Genomic DNA, 14,177 nt, shown 5'->3' on the forward strand with positions numbered 1-14,177 from the left:
TGATTTGCACTTGGCCCCCTATGGAGCCGGTGCTTTTTCTTATTATAGAGCGTTTTTTATGAAAATCACTTTGCCTCTTGCTTCAATAAATTTGACAAGTATAATTTAATTAATGTCTTGCATACTTGACAAATTGCAGCTCCGTATGCTATTGTGTATTTGCAATTACAGCAAAGGAGACAGTATCAAATGGATCGAAATCTTATTTTAAATACCAATAAAAAGGCACGTATCCGCGATGAAGGCACAGAGTTCGTAGACAACCGCGCAAGGCAAAAGGGTGAGTTCGTGCTGATGTGCTTTATGGCTCTACTCATGGGGTACAACCTTTTTAAGGGAATACACAGCTACGATTTAATGACGGTCTTTTGGGCTTACACCGCTGTGACCAATTTGTATAAATACAAAGAATATCACCAGAAGGCTGATCTGGTCGCCGCAATTGGTGGTATCGTAGCTGCGCTTGGTTTTTTGCTTTCTTATCTCCTTGAGACATGGTGAGAAATATGGAGCAGGAACTGATCTTTAAAAACCGCATCCGCATGTGGCGGGCGGAAAAACGTATTTCACAGGGCGATCTGGCAGAGCTGGTGGGCGTGTCGCGTCAGACGATCAGCTCGATTGAGAACCTGCAGTTTTGCCCCAGCGCGCGCCTGGCACTGCTCATTTGTGTGGCTCTGGAAAAGACCTTTGAAGAGGTATTTTACTTTAACTTGGAACAGCCTGTGCCGCTCAAACCCAGAGAAAGCTCAATACCGGAAGAACCATAAAACATACTGAACGTAGTGTGATCGGAATAGATCCATTAAGTATTACAGATGCTTAGGAAATTTTGCCGTTCCTTGACATTTCAGTATGCTTCCTGTATCTTTAAGATGAATCAAAAATGAGAGAGTTGTCTCATACGAGAATGAAAGGAAACAATATGCTGACAGTTTCGAATCTAACAAAAAGATATGACAGCCTGCTCGCAAACGACGACGTGAACTTTGAGGTACAGCCGGGCGAGATTGCGGTGCTGATGGGCCCGAACGGCGCAGGAAAATCAACGACGATTAAATGTATCGCGGGGCTGCTCCGCTTTCATGGAAGCATTTTAATCTGCGGGGTGCCGAACAAAAAAGAGGCGGCACGACGCGTATTTGGATATGTGCCGGAACTGCCCGCGCTGTTTCCACTTTTGACGGTGTGGGAGCACATCGAGTTTATTTCCCGGGCGTATCAACTGCAGAATTGGCAGGAGCGTGCCGAGGCGCTGCTGGATAGAATGGAGCTGACCGATAAAAAGGAAAAGCTGGGGCAGGAGCTTTCCAAAGGAATGCAGCAGAAGCTAAGCCTTTGCTGCGCTCTTTTGCCGCAGCCAAAGGTAATTATGCTGGATGAGCCGCTGGTGGGTTTGGATCCGCATGCGATTAAGGAGCTGAAAACCATCCTGATGGAGCTGCGAGATCAGGGCTGCGCCGTGCTGCTTAGCACGCATATGCTCGACAGCGTCGCTGAGTTCTGGGATAAGGCCCTGATTATGAAATCCGGGAAGATCATGACGATCCGTACCCGCACGGAGATTGAGCAAAGCGGAGAAAATCTGGAGCAGCTCTTCTTCTCCATTACGGAAAATGGAGACGGAGGTACCGCAGAATGAGATCCATTTGCTACCTAAGTTATTGTCAGGCGAAAAATTCGCTGCTGGACATGCTCCGACACCCTGCCAAACTGATTGCATATCTGTTTGTGATAGCAATGATCGTGTTTTCGGTATTTACTAAGCAGAGCAGCACCGATATGGTGAGTGTTCCTGATACCCGGCTAATCCAAGGGGTTTATTTTTTTATTCTTCTGGGACTGCTGATGATGATTCTGCAGTCTGGGCTTAAATCCGGCTCCACATTTTTCAGTATGCCAGACGTGAATCTGCTGTTTGTTTCGCCGCTGCGACCGAATTTGATTTTGGCCTATGGGCTGGTAAAGCAGATGACCTCGATGATTCTGGTGGTAGTGTTCCTGATGCTGTATTCCCCGATGCTGATGGAAATGTTCGACCTGACGCCGTGGCAAATTTTTATGATGATTGTCGGCCTGGCTTTTCTGCTGATTCTCGCGCAGATTTTATCTATGTTACTGTATAACATCAGCAATGGCAGCCCGGCGCGGCGCAGGGTGATCAGCTCTGCGGTTTACGGCGCGGCTGCTCTGCCGACTCTTTTTGTGGCTGCGAACGCACTTCGCTCCGAAAATGTGTATCAGGGTGCCTTGCAGGCCGGGTCATCGCCGCTGCTCGACGCATTCCCGGTGGCGGGATGGATTCGCGGCGCGATTTTTGGCGCGGTTTCCGGCCCCGGCGGCCAAATGTGGCTTTACACCGCACTGATTCTAGTGATCACTGTTGTCAGTTTGATTCTGCTCGTCAAAGGCAATCCCGATTACTACGAGGATGTGCTGCAAAGCACAGAGGTTACCTATGAGGCGATGCAGGAGAAGAAGGCAAATGAAAACGGCGCAGGCCTGGCGCGGTTCCGTAACCGTCACGCCGTAAAAAAAGGCGGGTTTCGTGGCGGGTGGGGAGCCAGCACTTTCTTTTATAAGCAGCTGTGTGAAATGCGCCGCAAAAATCGCTTTGGCTTTCTGACCACCTCCACCATCATGGTCGTGCTGATCGCAGTTGGAATGGCGATCTTTCTGGAACGCATCTCGCGCGGTGACAGCGACCCGATGGATGCGGAGGCAATGTATGCTTCCGTATTGTCGACAGAAATTTATTTGTTGTTCTTTTTTCAGGCGGCAGCCGATTGGGTGTCGGAGCTGAAAAAGCCGTATATCTATCTTGTACCGGCGTCCTCGCTGTCCAGATTAATTTGGGCCAGCGCCACCACGTTGGCAAAACCTCTTGTCGATGGTGCTTTAGCATTTACGGTGCTGTGGCTGTATCTTCGGGTCAGTCCAATCATCTGGATCTGCTCCATTTTGATGTACGCGAGCTTTGGATTCCTGTTTACATCAACAAGCATTCTGTTCTTCCGTTTGTTTGGTCAACCTGCGCCGAGAGGGTTACTCGCGTTCCTGCAGCTGCTCATTTTGCTTGCGCTGGCGATTCCGGGCGGACTCCTTGCGTTGATTGCCCTTGTGGCATTGCATCTGCCCTGGTATTTGGCGGGAATCGCGTTTTCTGTCGGGTGTATTCTTGTCACACTGGGTATTTATTCTGCTTGCCACAATATTCTGGAAGCTCCAGAAATGCGGTAAACTTGATTTGAGCTTGATTTTTAAAGATAGGCACGCAGGCGGTAGCTCCTGCGTGCCTTGTCTTTTCTGTGAAGGTTTCTGCAATGTGCGAGTAGGCGCACCCTTTCCGAGCGCTCTCGTTGGCTTGGAGAGAGGAGGCGCTTCGCGCGGGTTCTTTTTCCTCTCTCGCTTTCACGCGAGAGGAATTATTTTTTATCGCGGTTCCCGCAAGGGAAATTCTGCTGGCGCAGGGCTTGCCCCTCAGGCCGGGGCATGTTGTTTTTTTCTCGCTTTGGCGAGAGAGAAATTATTTTTTATCGCAGTTCCCGCAGGGAAAATTCTGCTTGCGCAGAGCATTGCCCCTCATGCCGGGGCGGGCACTTACTTTCGTGAAAGGACGAAAGTAAGCAAAGGCCTTCCAAGGGGAGAGTTTCGATTCTCTCCCCTTGGATCCCCTCTCAACGACCAAAGGCTCTGCCTTTGAAAACCGGGAGGAGCTCCCGCTCTGGAGCAAATTTTCCGCACAGGAACAAGCTTGTGCGCGCAGCTTGTGCGTAAGAAAGCTTAGATGCCTGCAAAGACAAAAAAGAACCTCTGCGCTAACAGTGCTCCCGTGCCTTGCGCGGCGAAGCCGCACCCAAAAAACTGCGAGCCAACGAGAGCGCTCTGAAAATGCCCGCCGACAGACGGGACAGCAAGACTTATATTCAGATGAAGCTCGGAGAGTGGGCATTTTCAATGGAGTGCCTTACGGTCAGCTTTTGTTTGCACTGTCGGGAGCTGTTTCCCAAACGGATTCCAAAGGTGTCCTTTGGCGAGCCTTTGCTTCCTTTCGCCTCGTCGCGAAAGGAAGTGCCCGCCCCGGCATGAGGGGCAAGCCTTGCGCCAGCAGAATTTCCATGGAGAACCCCCGGAGAAAAAAACGAAGTCTCTTACGAAAAAAGGTGAAAAGCTAGCCCCGGCACGAGGGGCAAACCCTGCGCCAGCAGAATCTCCACGGGGAATCCCCGAGAAAAAACAAATTCTTTTACATTGCGCACGAGCCTTGTTTTGTGGGAATAGGCATTTTCCATTCCCGTTCGGCGTCGCACCCTTTCCGAGCGCTCTCGTTGGCTCGGGGAGGGGCGGCGCTCTGTTGGTGCCTGCCTCGCAGTAGATAAGTCTGTACTGAATCATGTTTCGCAGAAAGAGAAAAAGTCTTGGGGTTCTGTATTTGAATGCAAAAATCACTTTCTGCGACACGTTCTGCCGCAGAAAACGGGGTCTGAAACGCAAAATGAAAGTTTTTAAAAAATAATTTAAAAAAACACTTGCATTTTGTCTGACACTGTGATATTATAATCAAGTCGCAAAGAGCGGCAACGAAAATGAATAGTTGGTGTCGATGACGGTGAGGGTCCACCCGTTCCCATTCCGAACACGGAAGTTAAGCTCATCAGTGCCGAAGATACTTGGCTGGTAACGGCCCGGGACAATAGGATGACGCCAACACCATAAAAGCAGCCACCCAATAGGGTGGTTGTTTTTTTATCTCAAAAGCAATGTTAGAAAAATTGAAATAGGTAAAAAAATTGCTCCGGAACTCCGGAGCAATTTTTTATGTTGTGATAGATGATATTCGATTAGGTAAGAGGGAGCAGCTTTGCGTGGTACAAAGCCTTTTTCAGAGCAAGAGTCGCTGCTGCGGCAAATGCGATTTTTGCCAGATCTAACGGAATAAACGGAAGCACCGTCAAAGTAAGTGCTTTTGTCAGATCTGCGTGAGCCACGGCCATAAACATCAAGCAGCCGGCTGTGTAGCAGATCACAAGAGCAACCGCAAAGGCGATTACCAGAGAATAAAAGCGATTCTGCGGCAGCTTTTCTAGAAGAAGCGCAATCACAAACGCCATGACTGGAAAGACTAGCAAAAATCCGCCTGTCGGCCCCACCAGAACGCCCAGTCCGCCGCGGAACTGGCTGAAAACCGGCAGGCCCGCAGCTCCCAGCATCAAATAAACAATAAGTGCGCTGAACGCGTTTCTTTTCGGCAGCAGAGCACCGCACAGATAAATCGGGATCATCGCCAGCGAAATCGGAATCGGTGTAAACGGGAGCACAATTACCAATGGCCCCAAAACCATTGTAAGCGCTGTAAACATAGCGGTCAGCGCCAAATTTTTTGTCTTCATCTTTAAGACCTCCTCATAAACTGTATTATACAGAAAGGTGTCTGGATTGTCAACATATTGTTGTTATTATGGTTGACAATGATGGTTACAAAAACGTTTCTTGTAGTTCTTGATTTTTTAGTGTAAAATGCTAATACTGCAAATTATATTCAATACTAGGATCTTTTTAGGAAAGGATGAGCACAATGCACAGATTATCTGGAGTTGCGCTCTGTCTGACGGCTTTTCTCCTGATGTGGGGATGCGCCCAATCGCTGGAAAAGGAAGAATCTGTAACGCTGCCTCAAAAGGCTGAGGTGCTTGGGGTGCAGAGTTTTGTCCAAAAGCAGCCACTGTCTGCGGAGGAAGTGAAGGGAATCGTACAGGGGCTTCTCGACCAGGCAAAGGACGTACAGTCGCAGATTATGATAGAGGACTTGTCGGGATCAAGCGAAAAGCGCATAGCGGCTTTTTCCATTGAAAGCACACAGGATGCTATGGATGCAGACAAAGCTGCACAGAGTTCTGAGGCCGCAGGCAAACGTGTGCTGGAGGGTTTGATCCCGGTAAACAGTGGAGAATATGATTCCGCGGGCAAAATACGCGAGGGAATGCAGTCGGTTTATACGCCCCAAGCGGCAGAGGAATACTACTCTGAGCTGTTTGAGGGAACAGACCCGATTCTGCAGGAGATTGACGGGGTGCTGTACTTCTCGCAGGATCAGACGGTTCTATCCCCCAGCGCGATGGAATACTTGGTTGATACGTCGGTGATCATGCGGCAAACGGTGGATGAGATCACCGTGGAGCTGACGTTGCAGACCCAGGGCTCTGCTCCCATGAAAAAGAGCCTGCACCTGAAAAAACAAGGTGAAAACTGGCAGCTGGACAGTGTCGTTTTTCCGCAGCGGATTCAGAACGATGGAAACTAAGCGCAAGCCCTCCAAAAGTGGAGGGCCTTTTCTTTGTCACGAGCATATAAAAAATATGAAATGAAGAGATAGTAACAGAGAGTAAAGCAATAAAAACAGGCGAAAATAAGAGGAAATTCAAAACAAATCAAAAAAACGGGGAATCACACTTGACAAGCCCCCCGAATTTGTGGTAGTATCAGAAATACAGTTCCATCGCTTCCGCAGAGAAGCTGTTCTTTTAGGAAAAACCCCTGTTGGGTTTGCGAGGAATAAACCGAAGATTTTTTAGGAGGAAAACGCTCATGTCTACTTATATGCCCAAAGCGGGTCAGGTTGACCGCAAGTGGTATGTGATTGATGCTGCCGGCAAGCCGCTTGGCCGTGTTGCGGTACAGGCCGCTGTTTTGCTGCGTGGCAAACACAAGCCCACCTTCGCCCCCCATGTGGATTGCGGCGATCATGTTGTAATCATCAACTGTGCAAAGGCCGTTCTGACCGGTTCTAAGCTTCAGAAGAAGTATTACTACCACCACACAGGTTACATTGGTAACCTGAAAGAAGTTCGTTACGACACTTTGATGCGTGAGAAGCCCGAAAAGGCAATGGAGCTTGCTGTAAAAGGCATGATTCCGGACACCACCATCGGCCGCGAGGCGCTCACCAGACTGCGCCTATATGCCGGCGCTGAGCATAAGCACAGCGCACAGATGCCCGCCGAGTGGGCGCTTTAAGGGAGGGGGATAAGCATGTACGATAAGGCTCCATATTTTTACGGAACTGGAAGAAGAAAAAGCTCTGTGGCCCGCGTCAGACTGTATCAGGGAACCGGTAAGGTAACCATCAATGACAGAACAATTGACGATTATTTCGGCCTGGAAACCCTGAAGCTGATCGTTCGTCAGCCGCTGGAGCTGACCAATGTGGCTGACAAGTTCGACGTTGTTTGCCGCGTTGCAGGCGGCGGAGTCACCGGCCAGGCCGGTGCGATTCGCCACGGCATTGCCAGAGCGCTGCTGCAGTATGACACCGAGAACCTGCGCACCACTTTGAAAAGAGCAGGCTTCCTGACTCGCGACCCCAGAATGAAGGAACGCAAGAAGTACGGTTTGAAAGCGGCTCGCCGCGCACCGCAGTTCTCCAAGAGATAATTTTCTTCCATTTGGAAGATACGAAACCCCCGAAGCTTTTCGCTTCGGGGGTTTTTGTTTTTATCTGTTCCATGTCAATCGCATCTATATTAAAAGCAAATTGCAATGTATAATATACAATCAGGTCAGAGAGGAGGGTTCTTTTGAAAAACATAAAACTCAAAATGGCTAGAATAGAATTGGAGATGAGCCAAGAGGATTTAGCTGATTTGGTTGGTGTTACACGGCAAACGATCGGTTTAATAGAATCCGGAAACTATAATCCAACACTAAAGCTTTGCACGGCAATCTGTAAAGCGCTTAATAAAACATTAAATGATATCTTTTGGGAGGAATCATGATGAAAATAAAAGATGAACGTGTTCTTCAATTAAACAATAAGATTCAAAGTGAAGCCTATGAGGTTGTAGTTTTCCTTGCTACTGCATCCATTATCGTGAAATCCTATGTGTTAAATTTAGCCTTTTCGCAGTATGTGGTGGAGTTTGGGATTCTTATAATATCTACGCTTTACATCTCGATTCGAAGCATAATGCTTGGGAATAGTTTTATGAGCACCTCAAAAAGTGGAAAGGTTTTAACAGTATCAGCCATTCTGGTTTTAAGCGTTATAATAGGCATTATTACAGGAGTGAAGAATTACTCTCTTTACGGTGATAAATACACCGGTATCTTTGATGCGCATTTCATTGTATCCATCTTAATCACATCTTTGTCTGCTGTTATTTTTACCTCTCTGGTATTTGCATTGTTATATTGGCTCAATAACAAAGGGCAAAAAAGGATTGAAAAACGACTCAATGAAGAAGATGATTAAGCGATGGCGGCTAGAAGGATTCTGGTTGCAATGCCGCCAGCAATGCATCGCTTTCCAATGATCCACGGGTAAGCAGATAGCAGTTGACGCGGGGAATCGAAAAGTCAAGCAGAGGAACGGTCAACAGGGTGCCCCGGTCGATGGAATTCCGCACCATGCTGGCGGGCAGGAAGGAATACCCTTTCCCGCCATACAAAAACGGCAGAAGGTTTGCGCTGCGGTCAATCTCCAGCGGAAAGGCGTGCCCTGCCGGAAATAAATCCCGAATGTAGCTGCCCACCTCCTGAAACGGAAAATCACAGTAGAGATAAGGAATGCCTGCCAGCTCCTGCTGCAAAATCCCGTGTCGGTAAGCCTGATTCTGCGGGCCTGTAACGAGCAGCAGCTCATCCGTGGTAAACAGGGAGCATTGAAGGGCGTTCTTTGCGCAGGGTACGTAAGAAAATGCGATGTCCAGCGTGCGGTCCTGAAGCATCTGGATCAGCGCATGAGAATGGGCGATCACAAGGTTCAGCTTGGTGTCGGGGTGATTCAGGGAGTAATCCACCAGCTTGCGCGAAAGGTGGCAGTCGTAAATCGTGTTGGTCGAGCCAATCCGCAGGGAGGAGCGGTAGTGCAACATGCTGTTTAGCTCCTCAGCCGCGCTCTGTGTCAGCTCCAAAATGCGCCGGGCATAGGCCAGAAAGCGTTCGCCTTGCTCCGTGAGCTGAACCGACTTTCTGCTCCGCACGAAAAGAGCCTTTCCCAGCTCGGCCTCCAGCTCCTGAATCCGGTTAGTAACCGTAGACTGTGCCACAAACAACTGGTTTGCAGTATGGGTGTAATTTTTCAGCTCCGCCAGCAAAAGGAAGGTTTTGAGCGTATCGGTATTCATGAGTCTACCTCCTTTTTTATAATCGAAAAAACGAATCATAACAATCGGTTATATCAGTTTTACATATCATACACCATCCTGTTATACTGATCAATAGAGTAAATTCACTTGAACCGCCGGTTTAGAAAGGGATCTGCTCCTTCCCCCGCCTACGGCGGGGGAAGGAGCAGCAGACGGTTTTTAAGTGAAAAGCGAGGAAAAGCCCACGAGAAAGGATGGATTGAATTGGAATATATTCAGCAGCTGTTTGCAGACCGCATTGGCGGAACGTCGTTCGGGAAGCGGGAGGAGCTGTACAAATTTGAAAAGATTAAAAAAACAAGGCGTCAGATGGAGCGGGAGCATCCCGAAATTCCGATGATTGATCTGGGGGTGGGCGAGCCGGACGCCATGGCAGATGCAGGGGTAATCGACGTTCTGTATGAGCAGGCCAGGGAGTGGAAGAACAGAGGTTATGCGGATAACGGAATTCTTTTATTCCAGCAGGCCGCGGCGGCGTATCTGGAAAACGTGTTCGGTGTCAGCGGTTTGCAGCCGGAAACGCAAATTCTGCACTCTATGGGCTCTAAATCCGCGTTGGCGATGATCCCGCAGGCGTTCATCAACCCCGGCGACATTACGCTGATGACTGTGCCGGGCTACCCGATCATCGGGACGAAAACAACATGGCTTGGCGGCGAGGTGTATCCGCTGCCGCTGGTGAAGGAGAACGATTTTCTCCCCGATCTGGACGCGATTCCGCAAGAAGTACTGCAAAAGGCGAAGCTGCTGTACCTGAATTACCCCAACAACCCAACTGGCGCGGTGGCAACGAAAGAATTCTACGAGCATGTGATCGCATTTGCGAAAAAGAACAGCATCATCGTAATTCAGGATGCCGCCTATAGTGCGCTGACCTTTGGCGAACGTCCGCTCAGCTTTTTGTCGGTTGAGGGAGCCATGGAGGTTGGGATTGAGGTTCATTCGCTGAGTAAATCCTATAATATGACCGGCTGGCGCCTGGGCTTTCTCGCGGGAAACGAGAAAATCGTGAAAGCGGTCGCAGCTGTGAAGGATAACAACGATTCCGGGCAGTTTATCGCGATCCAGCACGCGGGTGCCTACGCGCTCGGGCACCCGGAGCTCACAGAGGCGGTTTGCGAAAAGTACCGCAGGAGGCACGAGCTGCTGTCTGCCGCGCTGCGCCGAATCGGTTTTCAGGCCGCGCCGCCCAAAGCCTCCTTTTATGAGTATATGGAGATTCCCAAGGGAACCCGGGACGGCCGCATTTTTCATACCGCCGATGAGTTTTCGGATTACCTGCTGCGCAATGCGCTGATTTCTACGGTTCCGTGGGATGATGTAGGGCACTACATTCGAATATCCGTCACGTTTGTAGCTGACGGGCCGCAGGAGGAAGCACGGATGATAGAGGAGATTGAGCGTCGTCTGGCCCGCTGTAAGCTGGTGTTTTAGAAGAAAGTTGTCTTCCGGTTTTTTAGATAGGAAGGAGCCTTTTCATACAGCGGGTAAAAAATAAGATATTCCCTGTGGCTGCACAGAAAATCTACGCAGAATAGGCGGAAGTGCGGCGATTGTAAATGCGGGGCAATTGTGTTACGCTAGGAGTGAGGTGAGATTATGAATGAAATCAGGAATCCGGAGCCGGTTAACGTAGCCGTGTTCGTAGACTACGAAAATGTATACAAGTGTCTGCTCGAGCAAAATCAGAATATGCTTCGCCTGGCTTTTTTTGAAAAGCTTCGCGAGTGGTGCAGAATTCAGGGGAAGCGGGTGATTAAAATTGCGGTGTACTGCAATTTTGACAACACCGATCTCCACGAGTCCTATCATCAGTCGCTGCTTCAGTCCTACGGGGTGGAAACGATTCACACCGCGAATCAGGGCAAGAACTATGCGGATCTGAAAATTACGATCGATGTGCTGACCTCGATCTACTCCAACCACAATATCGATGAATTCTTCATCATGTCCAACGATAAAGACATGACGCCGCTGCTCAATGTCATCCGTGCCAACAAACGAAATGTGTCGGTTATCACCACTGGCGATCAATATAACGAAGCTCTGATTGCTTTTGCCGATGAGCATATTCGGCTGGAGGAGATTGTTAAAACGGAGGTTTCGCACCGGGTTCTCGATGACATTATCGACTTGTACTGGAAGAAATTCAATCGATATATTGAAGAGAAAATTGCAGAGTTTGATAAAACCGGCGTGTTCAAGGAATATGCGCTGGAGTATAACCTAAAAAACGAGATCGCATTCTCGAAAATTATGATTTATGAGATGGCCAATGTTCTTTTGGATCTGTATCGGCAGGGCAAGGTGTTGTTTTATCACTATCTGTATAATGGCAGGTCATTTGTTGCGATGCTGCCAACCGATAAAAAGGATTTGTTAATCCAAAAGGGGATCCTGACGCAGGAAGCCATTCTGCCGGATTTTGATCTGGAGTCCGTCGTGAAAGCAAAGTATGACTATTATAAAAAGCTGAGTGACTAGTCGCCGGTGCGGAGTCCTTCGCTTAGCCCGGTCGATTTCCCCGTGTTTTCCATTTGGAAAGCGCGGGGATTTTTTTGTAAAGTCCCTTTTCATTATATATAGAAAAAACCGGACGAATTCGCTGTGCAATCCTTGCCTGTTGTGGAGGAGAGTGCAGGGACCCAAAGCGTCACCTTTTGCAGCAAAACAAACGAAGGCGGCCTCGTGAAACAGAGTGGCCGTAGAAGATTCAAAACGCATTTTGGCACCACGTTGCAACAAGATTCAACCCAAAAGAACAAAAAGCTCCCCGGCACGGAATGCTTTTAGCGCAAGACCATTTAAAAAAAGGCCAAAACCCAGGCGCACAGCCAGTCTTTTGAGAAATCTGGCAGCACGAAAAACCGCCGGATTTCCCTATATATAATGAAAAGGAAACGTGGGCGTTTTTCAGATTGTTTCACGGCAAAAATCCGCCGTGTAAAATACCGTTTCTTTTCTCAAAATTGTTGTTTGCGGGCTTTTAAAATGGGAAAAAACTTCCCCAAAGGAGCAGTAAATCACAAGCTTAAAAAAACGAAAGAATCTGGAAGTGAAAACGAAGAGGAAAGCATAGATATTCTTTTTTAACCCATAATATTACAGAGAATATTATCCAAATCAAAACTTAGCACAACAGATATTTTATTTAAAAGGCCTAATGGACAAGTTCATGAATAATTCATTAATAGGATCTGCAAATCTCAAAAATCAAATTCGTAAAGCCATTTTATAATAAGATTTTTTCGCGATATTCATACAAAATTTTACAGGTTCTGTTAAACAGGAAAAAAAGAAAGGTGAGTTCAAAAAATCAGCAATTGCTGGATTTTTAAGGTTTAAATTTCTTTTTTATTAATAAAAAATTTATGTTTTTCTTTTGGTTTTACAAAGAAAAACAGGCCTGTAACGATTGTAACAAGATTGTAACCGGTGATTTTCTTGCAGTTTGCACAGAAAACGCCCCCATATCCAAGGGTGAAAAAATAGAAAACAGGAGAAAACAGGTGATTATTGTTTCTGATAAGAATTATAATTTTTTTGAATTGTGCAAACAATACAAAAATACAACGCGAATTAATTTGACAGCATCCATAATGTGCAGATATAATAGCTCCATTGACGCACATCCGAATTCCTTACCTCAACGACGCAAAGTTTCTTTGCGGCTTTTTCATATTCAAAGCAGTTGAGGAAGAAGAAAGGAGACAATGCAGTTGGAACTTCATTTTCCGGCGAAAAAATTCGTCGCGTTTGCGCTGACGATGATTATTTTTTTAAGCTCCGTCGTAACAGCGGTTGCAACCACCATTGCCGCCACAATTGTGGATGATAATAACACCTATACGATTCAGGTGCTGTCTTCTAAAACAGAAGACATTCTGGCACAGGCCCAAGTGAAAGTTGGCCCCCACGATGTGGTAACAAGAGACGATGAACATGGAATCGTAATTCATATTCGCAGAGGATACGAGGTAAACGTTACAGCCGAAGGGAAAACCACTCCGGTGATCGTGTATGCGAATGAAACCGCTGCCCAGGCGCTCGAAAAGGCCGGGGTACAGGTGAGTGACAAAGACCAGGTCAGTGTTCCCCTCGACAAAGATCTTTCTGAGGGCGACCAGGTTCAGGTAACAAAGCAGTATGGAATCCACGTTTTGCTCGACGGCGGCTTTGTAAGCCCCGTGGTTTCTGAGGGAACCGTAGGGCAGGCGCTCGAGGAGAGCGGTATCTCTTTGGGTGAGGATGACATCGTGACTCCCTCTCCGGAAACACCGGTGGGAGACGGTCTTGTGGTTGCCGTAAAAAGAGTCACCTACCGCGAAGTGACAAAGACGGAAGAAATCCCGTATACAACGGTAACAAAAGAAGACGATACTATTTCGCAGGGCGCTTACCGCGTTACGACAGTCGGTGAAACCGGCCAGCGTGAAGTTGTCGCCCGTGAAAAGCTGGTGGACGGTATTGTAAATGAGACCGAAACCGTCAGCAGCGCGATTGTAAAACAGCCTGTTGCAGAAGTAAAGCTGGTGGCTCCCGATCAGGAGACAGTGGAAGAGGTATCCGCCCCCACCTTTACGGACAAAAACGGCAATCAGGTCACTTACAGCAAAGTGCTTAAGGGCAAGGCAACCGCTTATACCTCGAATGGCGGACGCACCGCAACCGGCAAGCCGGCTCAGGTTGGCTATGTGGCGGTTGACCCCAAAATTATTCCTTATGGAACAAAGCTGTATATTACTTCGTCCAACGGCAAAGTGGTATACGGTTATGCCGAGGCGGCCGATACCGGCGGAGCAATGCTCAGCGGCCGGGTTCTGGTCGACCTGTACTACAACACGGAAAGTCAGTGTAATAGCTTTGGTGTGCGCAATATGCTGATTTATATTCTGGACTGACCGTGGAATCCCCGCGAGGGATCGAAAAAGAGGAACGGCAGAAAATCTGCTGTTCCTCTTTTTTTTGCAAACCCTCTTGCAAATCGAACAAACATTTGATATTATGGAATAAATCGAACGTATGAGCGGTTTC

At 48.1% G+C, this 14,177-nt stretch carries 15 protein-coding genes and 1 rRNA gene; 14 read left to right on the forward strand and 2 right to left on the reverse strand.

Annotated elements, in window-relative coordinates; translation table 11 throughout:
• The first annotated feature begins 189 nt into the window (after nt 1–189).
• The 5 genes from QOS46_RS11250 (at nt 190) to rrf (ending at nt 4,710) form a co-directional block, all read left to right on the forward strand.
• Nucleotides 190–501: a DUF6442 family protein gene (locus QOS46_RS11250; RefSeq protein ID WP_283609802.1), complete on the forward strand. Its 312-nt coding sequence runs from the start codon at nt 190–192 to the stop codon at nt 499–501.
• A gap of 5 nt (nt 502–506) precedes the next feature.
• Nucleotides 507–770 (forward strand): helix-turn-helix transcriptional regulator, encoded by a 264-nt coding sequence (locus tag QOS46_RS11255; protein ID WP_283609803.1) that lies wholly within the window; start codon nt 507–509, stop codon nt 768–770.
• Nucleotides 771–925: 155 nt separating this feature from the next.
• Nucleotides 926–1,642 (forward strand): ABC transporter ATP-binding protein, encoded by a 717-nt coding sequence (locus tag QOS46_RS11260; protein WP_283610823.1) that lies wholly within the window; start codon nt 926–928, stop codon nt 1,640–1,642.
• Complete coding sequence (locus QOS46_RS11265) at nt 1,639–3,240, forward strand: putative ABC exporter domain-containing protein (protein WP_283609805.1); 1,602 nt, start codon at nt 1,639–1,641, stop codon at nt 3,238–3,240. The genes QOS46_RS11260 and QOS46_RS11265 overlap by 4 nt, the downstream gene beginning before the upstream one ends.
• A 1,353-nt stretch (nt 3,241–4,593) precedes the next feature.
• A 5S ribosomal RNA gene (gene rrf, locus QOS46_RS11270) occupies nt 4,594–4,710 on the forward strand.
• A 131-nt stretch (nt 4,711–4,841) separates the two neighbouring features.
• On the opposite strand, the gene QOS46_RS11275 is transcribed toward rrf, so the two are convergent.
• On the reverse strand, nt 4,842–5,390 hold the full coding sequence (locus tag QOS46_RS11275) for a biotin transporter BioY (RefSeq protein ID WP_283609807.1): 549 nt from the start codon (nt 5,388–5,390) through the stop codon (nt 4,842–4,844).
• 185 nt (nt 5,391–5,575) lie between these two features.
• Here QOS46_RS11275 and QOS46_RS11280 point away from each other — a divergent pair, with 185 nt between their 5' ends.
• The 5 genes from QOS46_RS11280 (at nt 5,576) to QOS46_RS11300 (ending at nt 8,248) form a co-directional block, all read left to right on the forward strand.
• A complete protein-coding gene (locus tag QOS46_RS11280; RefSeq protein WP_283609808.1) occupies nt 5,576–6,301 on the forward strand; it encodes a hypothetical protein in 726 nt (241 codons plus the stop codon).
• Between the two features lie 284 nt (nt 6,302–6,585).
• On the forward strand, nt 6,586–7,014 hold the full coding sequence (gene rplM, locus QOS46_RS11285; protein ID WP_283609810.1) for a 50S ribosomal protein L13: 429 nt from the start codon (nt 6,586–6,588) through the stop codon (nt 7,012–7,014).
• Nucleotides 7,015–7,029: 15 nt separating this feature from the next.
• On the forward strand, nt 7,030–7,431 hold the full coding sequence (rpsI, locus tag QOS46_RS11290) for a 30S ribosomal protein S9 (RefSeq protein WP_283609812.1): 402 nt from the start codon (nt 7,030–7,032) through the stop codon (nt 7,429–7,431).
• 143 nt (nt 7,432–7,574) lie between these two features.
• Nucleotides 7,575–7,772 (forward strand): helix-turn-helix transcriptional regulator, encoded by a 198-nt coding sequence (locus QOS46_RS11295; RefSeq protein ID WP_283609814.1) that lies wholly within the window; start codon nt 7,575–7,577, stop codon nt 7,770–7,772.
• Nucleotides 7,769–8,248 carry a DUF6773 family protein gene (locus QOS46_RS11300; protein ID WP_283609816.1) on the forward strand — a complete coding sequence of 160 codons (480 nt, stop codon included), beginning with the start codon at nt 7,769–7,771 and terminating at the stop codon, nt 8,246–8,248. Before QOS46_RS11295 ends, QOS46_RS11300 begins: the two co-directional genes overlap by 4 nt.
• Before the next feature lie 10 nt (nt 8,249–8,258).
• On the opposite strand, the gene QOS46_RS11305 is transcribed toward QOS46_RS11300, so the two are convergent.
• A complete protein-coding gene (locus QOS46_RS11305) occupies nt 8,259–9,122 on the reverse strand; it encodes a LysR family transcriptional regulator (protein WP_283609817.1) in 864 nt (287 codons plus the stop codon).
• Between the two features lie 225 nt (nt 9,123–9,347).
• On the opposite strand from QOS46_RS11305, the gene QOS46_RS11310 reads away from it, so the two are divergent.
• From QOS46_RS11310 to QOS46_RS11325, 4 genes are all read left to right on the forward strand, one after another.
• Nucleotides 9,348–10,577 carry an LL-diaminopimelate aminotransferase gene (locus QOS46_RS11310; protein WP_283609818.1) on the forward strand — a complete coding sequence of 410 codons (1,230 nt, stop codon included), beginning with the start codon at nt 9,348–9,350 and terminating at the stop codon, nt 10,575–10,577.
• Nucleotides 10,578–10,742: 165 nt separating this feature from the next.
• On the forward strand, nt 10,743–11,627 hold the full coding sequence (locus QOS46_RS11315) for an NYN domain-containing protein (protein ID WP_283609820.1): 885 nt from the start codon (nt 10,743–10,745) through the stop codon (nt 11,625–11,627).
• Between the two features lie 405 nt (nt 11,628–12,032).
• Complete coding sequence (locus QOS46_RS11320) at nt 12,033–12,236, forward strand: hypothetical protein (RefSeq protein WP_283609822.1); 204 nt, start codon at nt 12,033–12,035, stop codon at nt 12,234–12,236.
• A 620-nt stretch (nt 12,237–12,856) separates the two neighbouring features.
• The gene (locus tag QOS46_RS11325) at nt 12,857–14,044 is read left to right on the forward strand and encodes a 3D domain-containing protein (RefSeq protein ID WP_283609824.1); all 1,188 of its coding nucleotides are present in this window, start codon (nt 12,857–12,859) and stop codon (nt 14,042–14,044) included.
• The last annotated feature ends 133 nt before the right edge of the window (nt 14,045–14,177 follow it).

This window comes from Faecalispora anaeroviscerum, assembly GCF_947568225.1.
Taxonomy (GTDB): Bacteria; Bacillota; Clostridia; order Oscillospirales; family Acutalibacteraceae; genus Faecalispora; species Faecalispora anaeroviscerum.

Bases quoted from the DNA above. Each gene is read 5' to 3' on its own strand.
- QOS46_RS11325 (WP_283609824.1), top strand. From the start codon at position 12,857: ATGCAGTTGGAACTTCATTTTCCGGCGAAAAAATTCGTCGCGTTTGCG.
- QOS46_RS11255 (WP_283609803.1), top strand. From the start codon at position 507: ATGGAGCAGGAACTGATCTTTAAAAACCGCATCCGCATGTGGCGGGCG.
- QOS46_RS11305 (WP_283609817.1), bottom strand. From the start codon at position 9,122: ATGAATACCGATACGCTCAAAACCTTCCTTTTGCTGGCGGAGCTGAAA.
- QOS46_RS11260 (WP_283610823.1), top strand. From the start codon at position 926: ATGCTGACAGTTTCGAATCTAACAAAAAGATATGACAGCCTGCTCGCA.
- QOS46_RS11280 (WP_283609808.1), top strand. From the start codon at position 5,576: ATGCACAGATTATCTGGAGTTGCGCTCTGTCTGACGGCTTTTCTCCTG.
- QOS46_RS11315 (WP_283609820.1), top strand. From the start codon at position 10,743: ATGAATGAAATCAGGAATCCGGAGCCGGTTAACGTAGCCGTGTTCGTA.
- QOS46_RS11300 (WP_283609816.1), top strand. From the start codon at position 7,769: ATGATGAAAATAAAAGATGAACGTGTTCTTCAATTAAACAATAAGATT.
- QOS46_RS11275 (WP_283609807.1), bottom strand. From the start codon at position 5,390: ATGAAGACAAAAAATTTGGCGCTGACCGCTATGTTTACAGCGCTTACA.
- rpsI (WP_283609812.1), top strand. From the start codon at position 7,030: ATGTACGATAAGGCTCCATATTTTTACGGAACTGGAAGAAGAAAAAGC.
- QOS46_RS11250 (WP_283609802.1), top strand. From the start codon at position 190: ATGGATCGAAATCTTATTTTAAATACCAATAAAAAGGCACGTATCCGC.
- QOS46_RS11320 (WP_283609822.1), top strand. From the start codon at position 12,033: ATGAAAAGGAAACGTGGGCGTTTTTCAGATTGTTTCACGGCAAAAATC.
- QOS46_RS11265 (WP_283609805.1), top strand. From the start codon at position 1,639: ATGAGATCCATTTGCTACCTAAGTTATTGTCAGGCGAAAAATTCGCTG.
- rplM (WP_283609810.1), top strand. From the start codon at position 6,586: ATGTCTACTTATATGCCCAAAGCGGGTCAGGTTGACCGCAAGTGGTAT.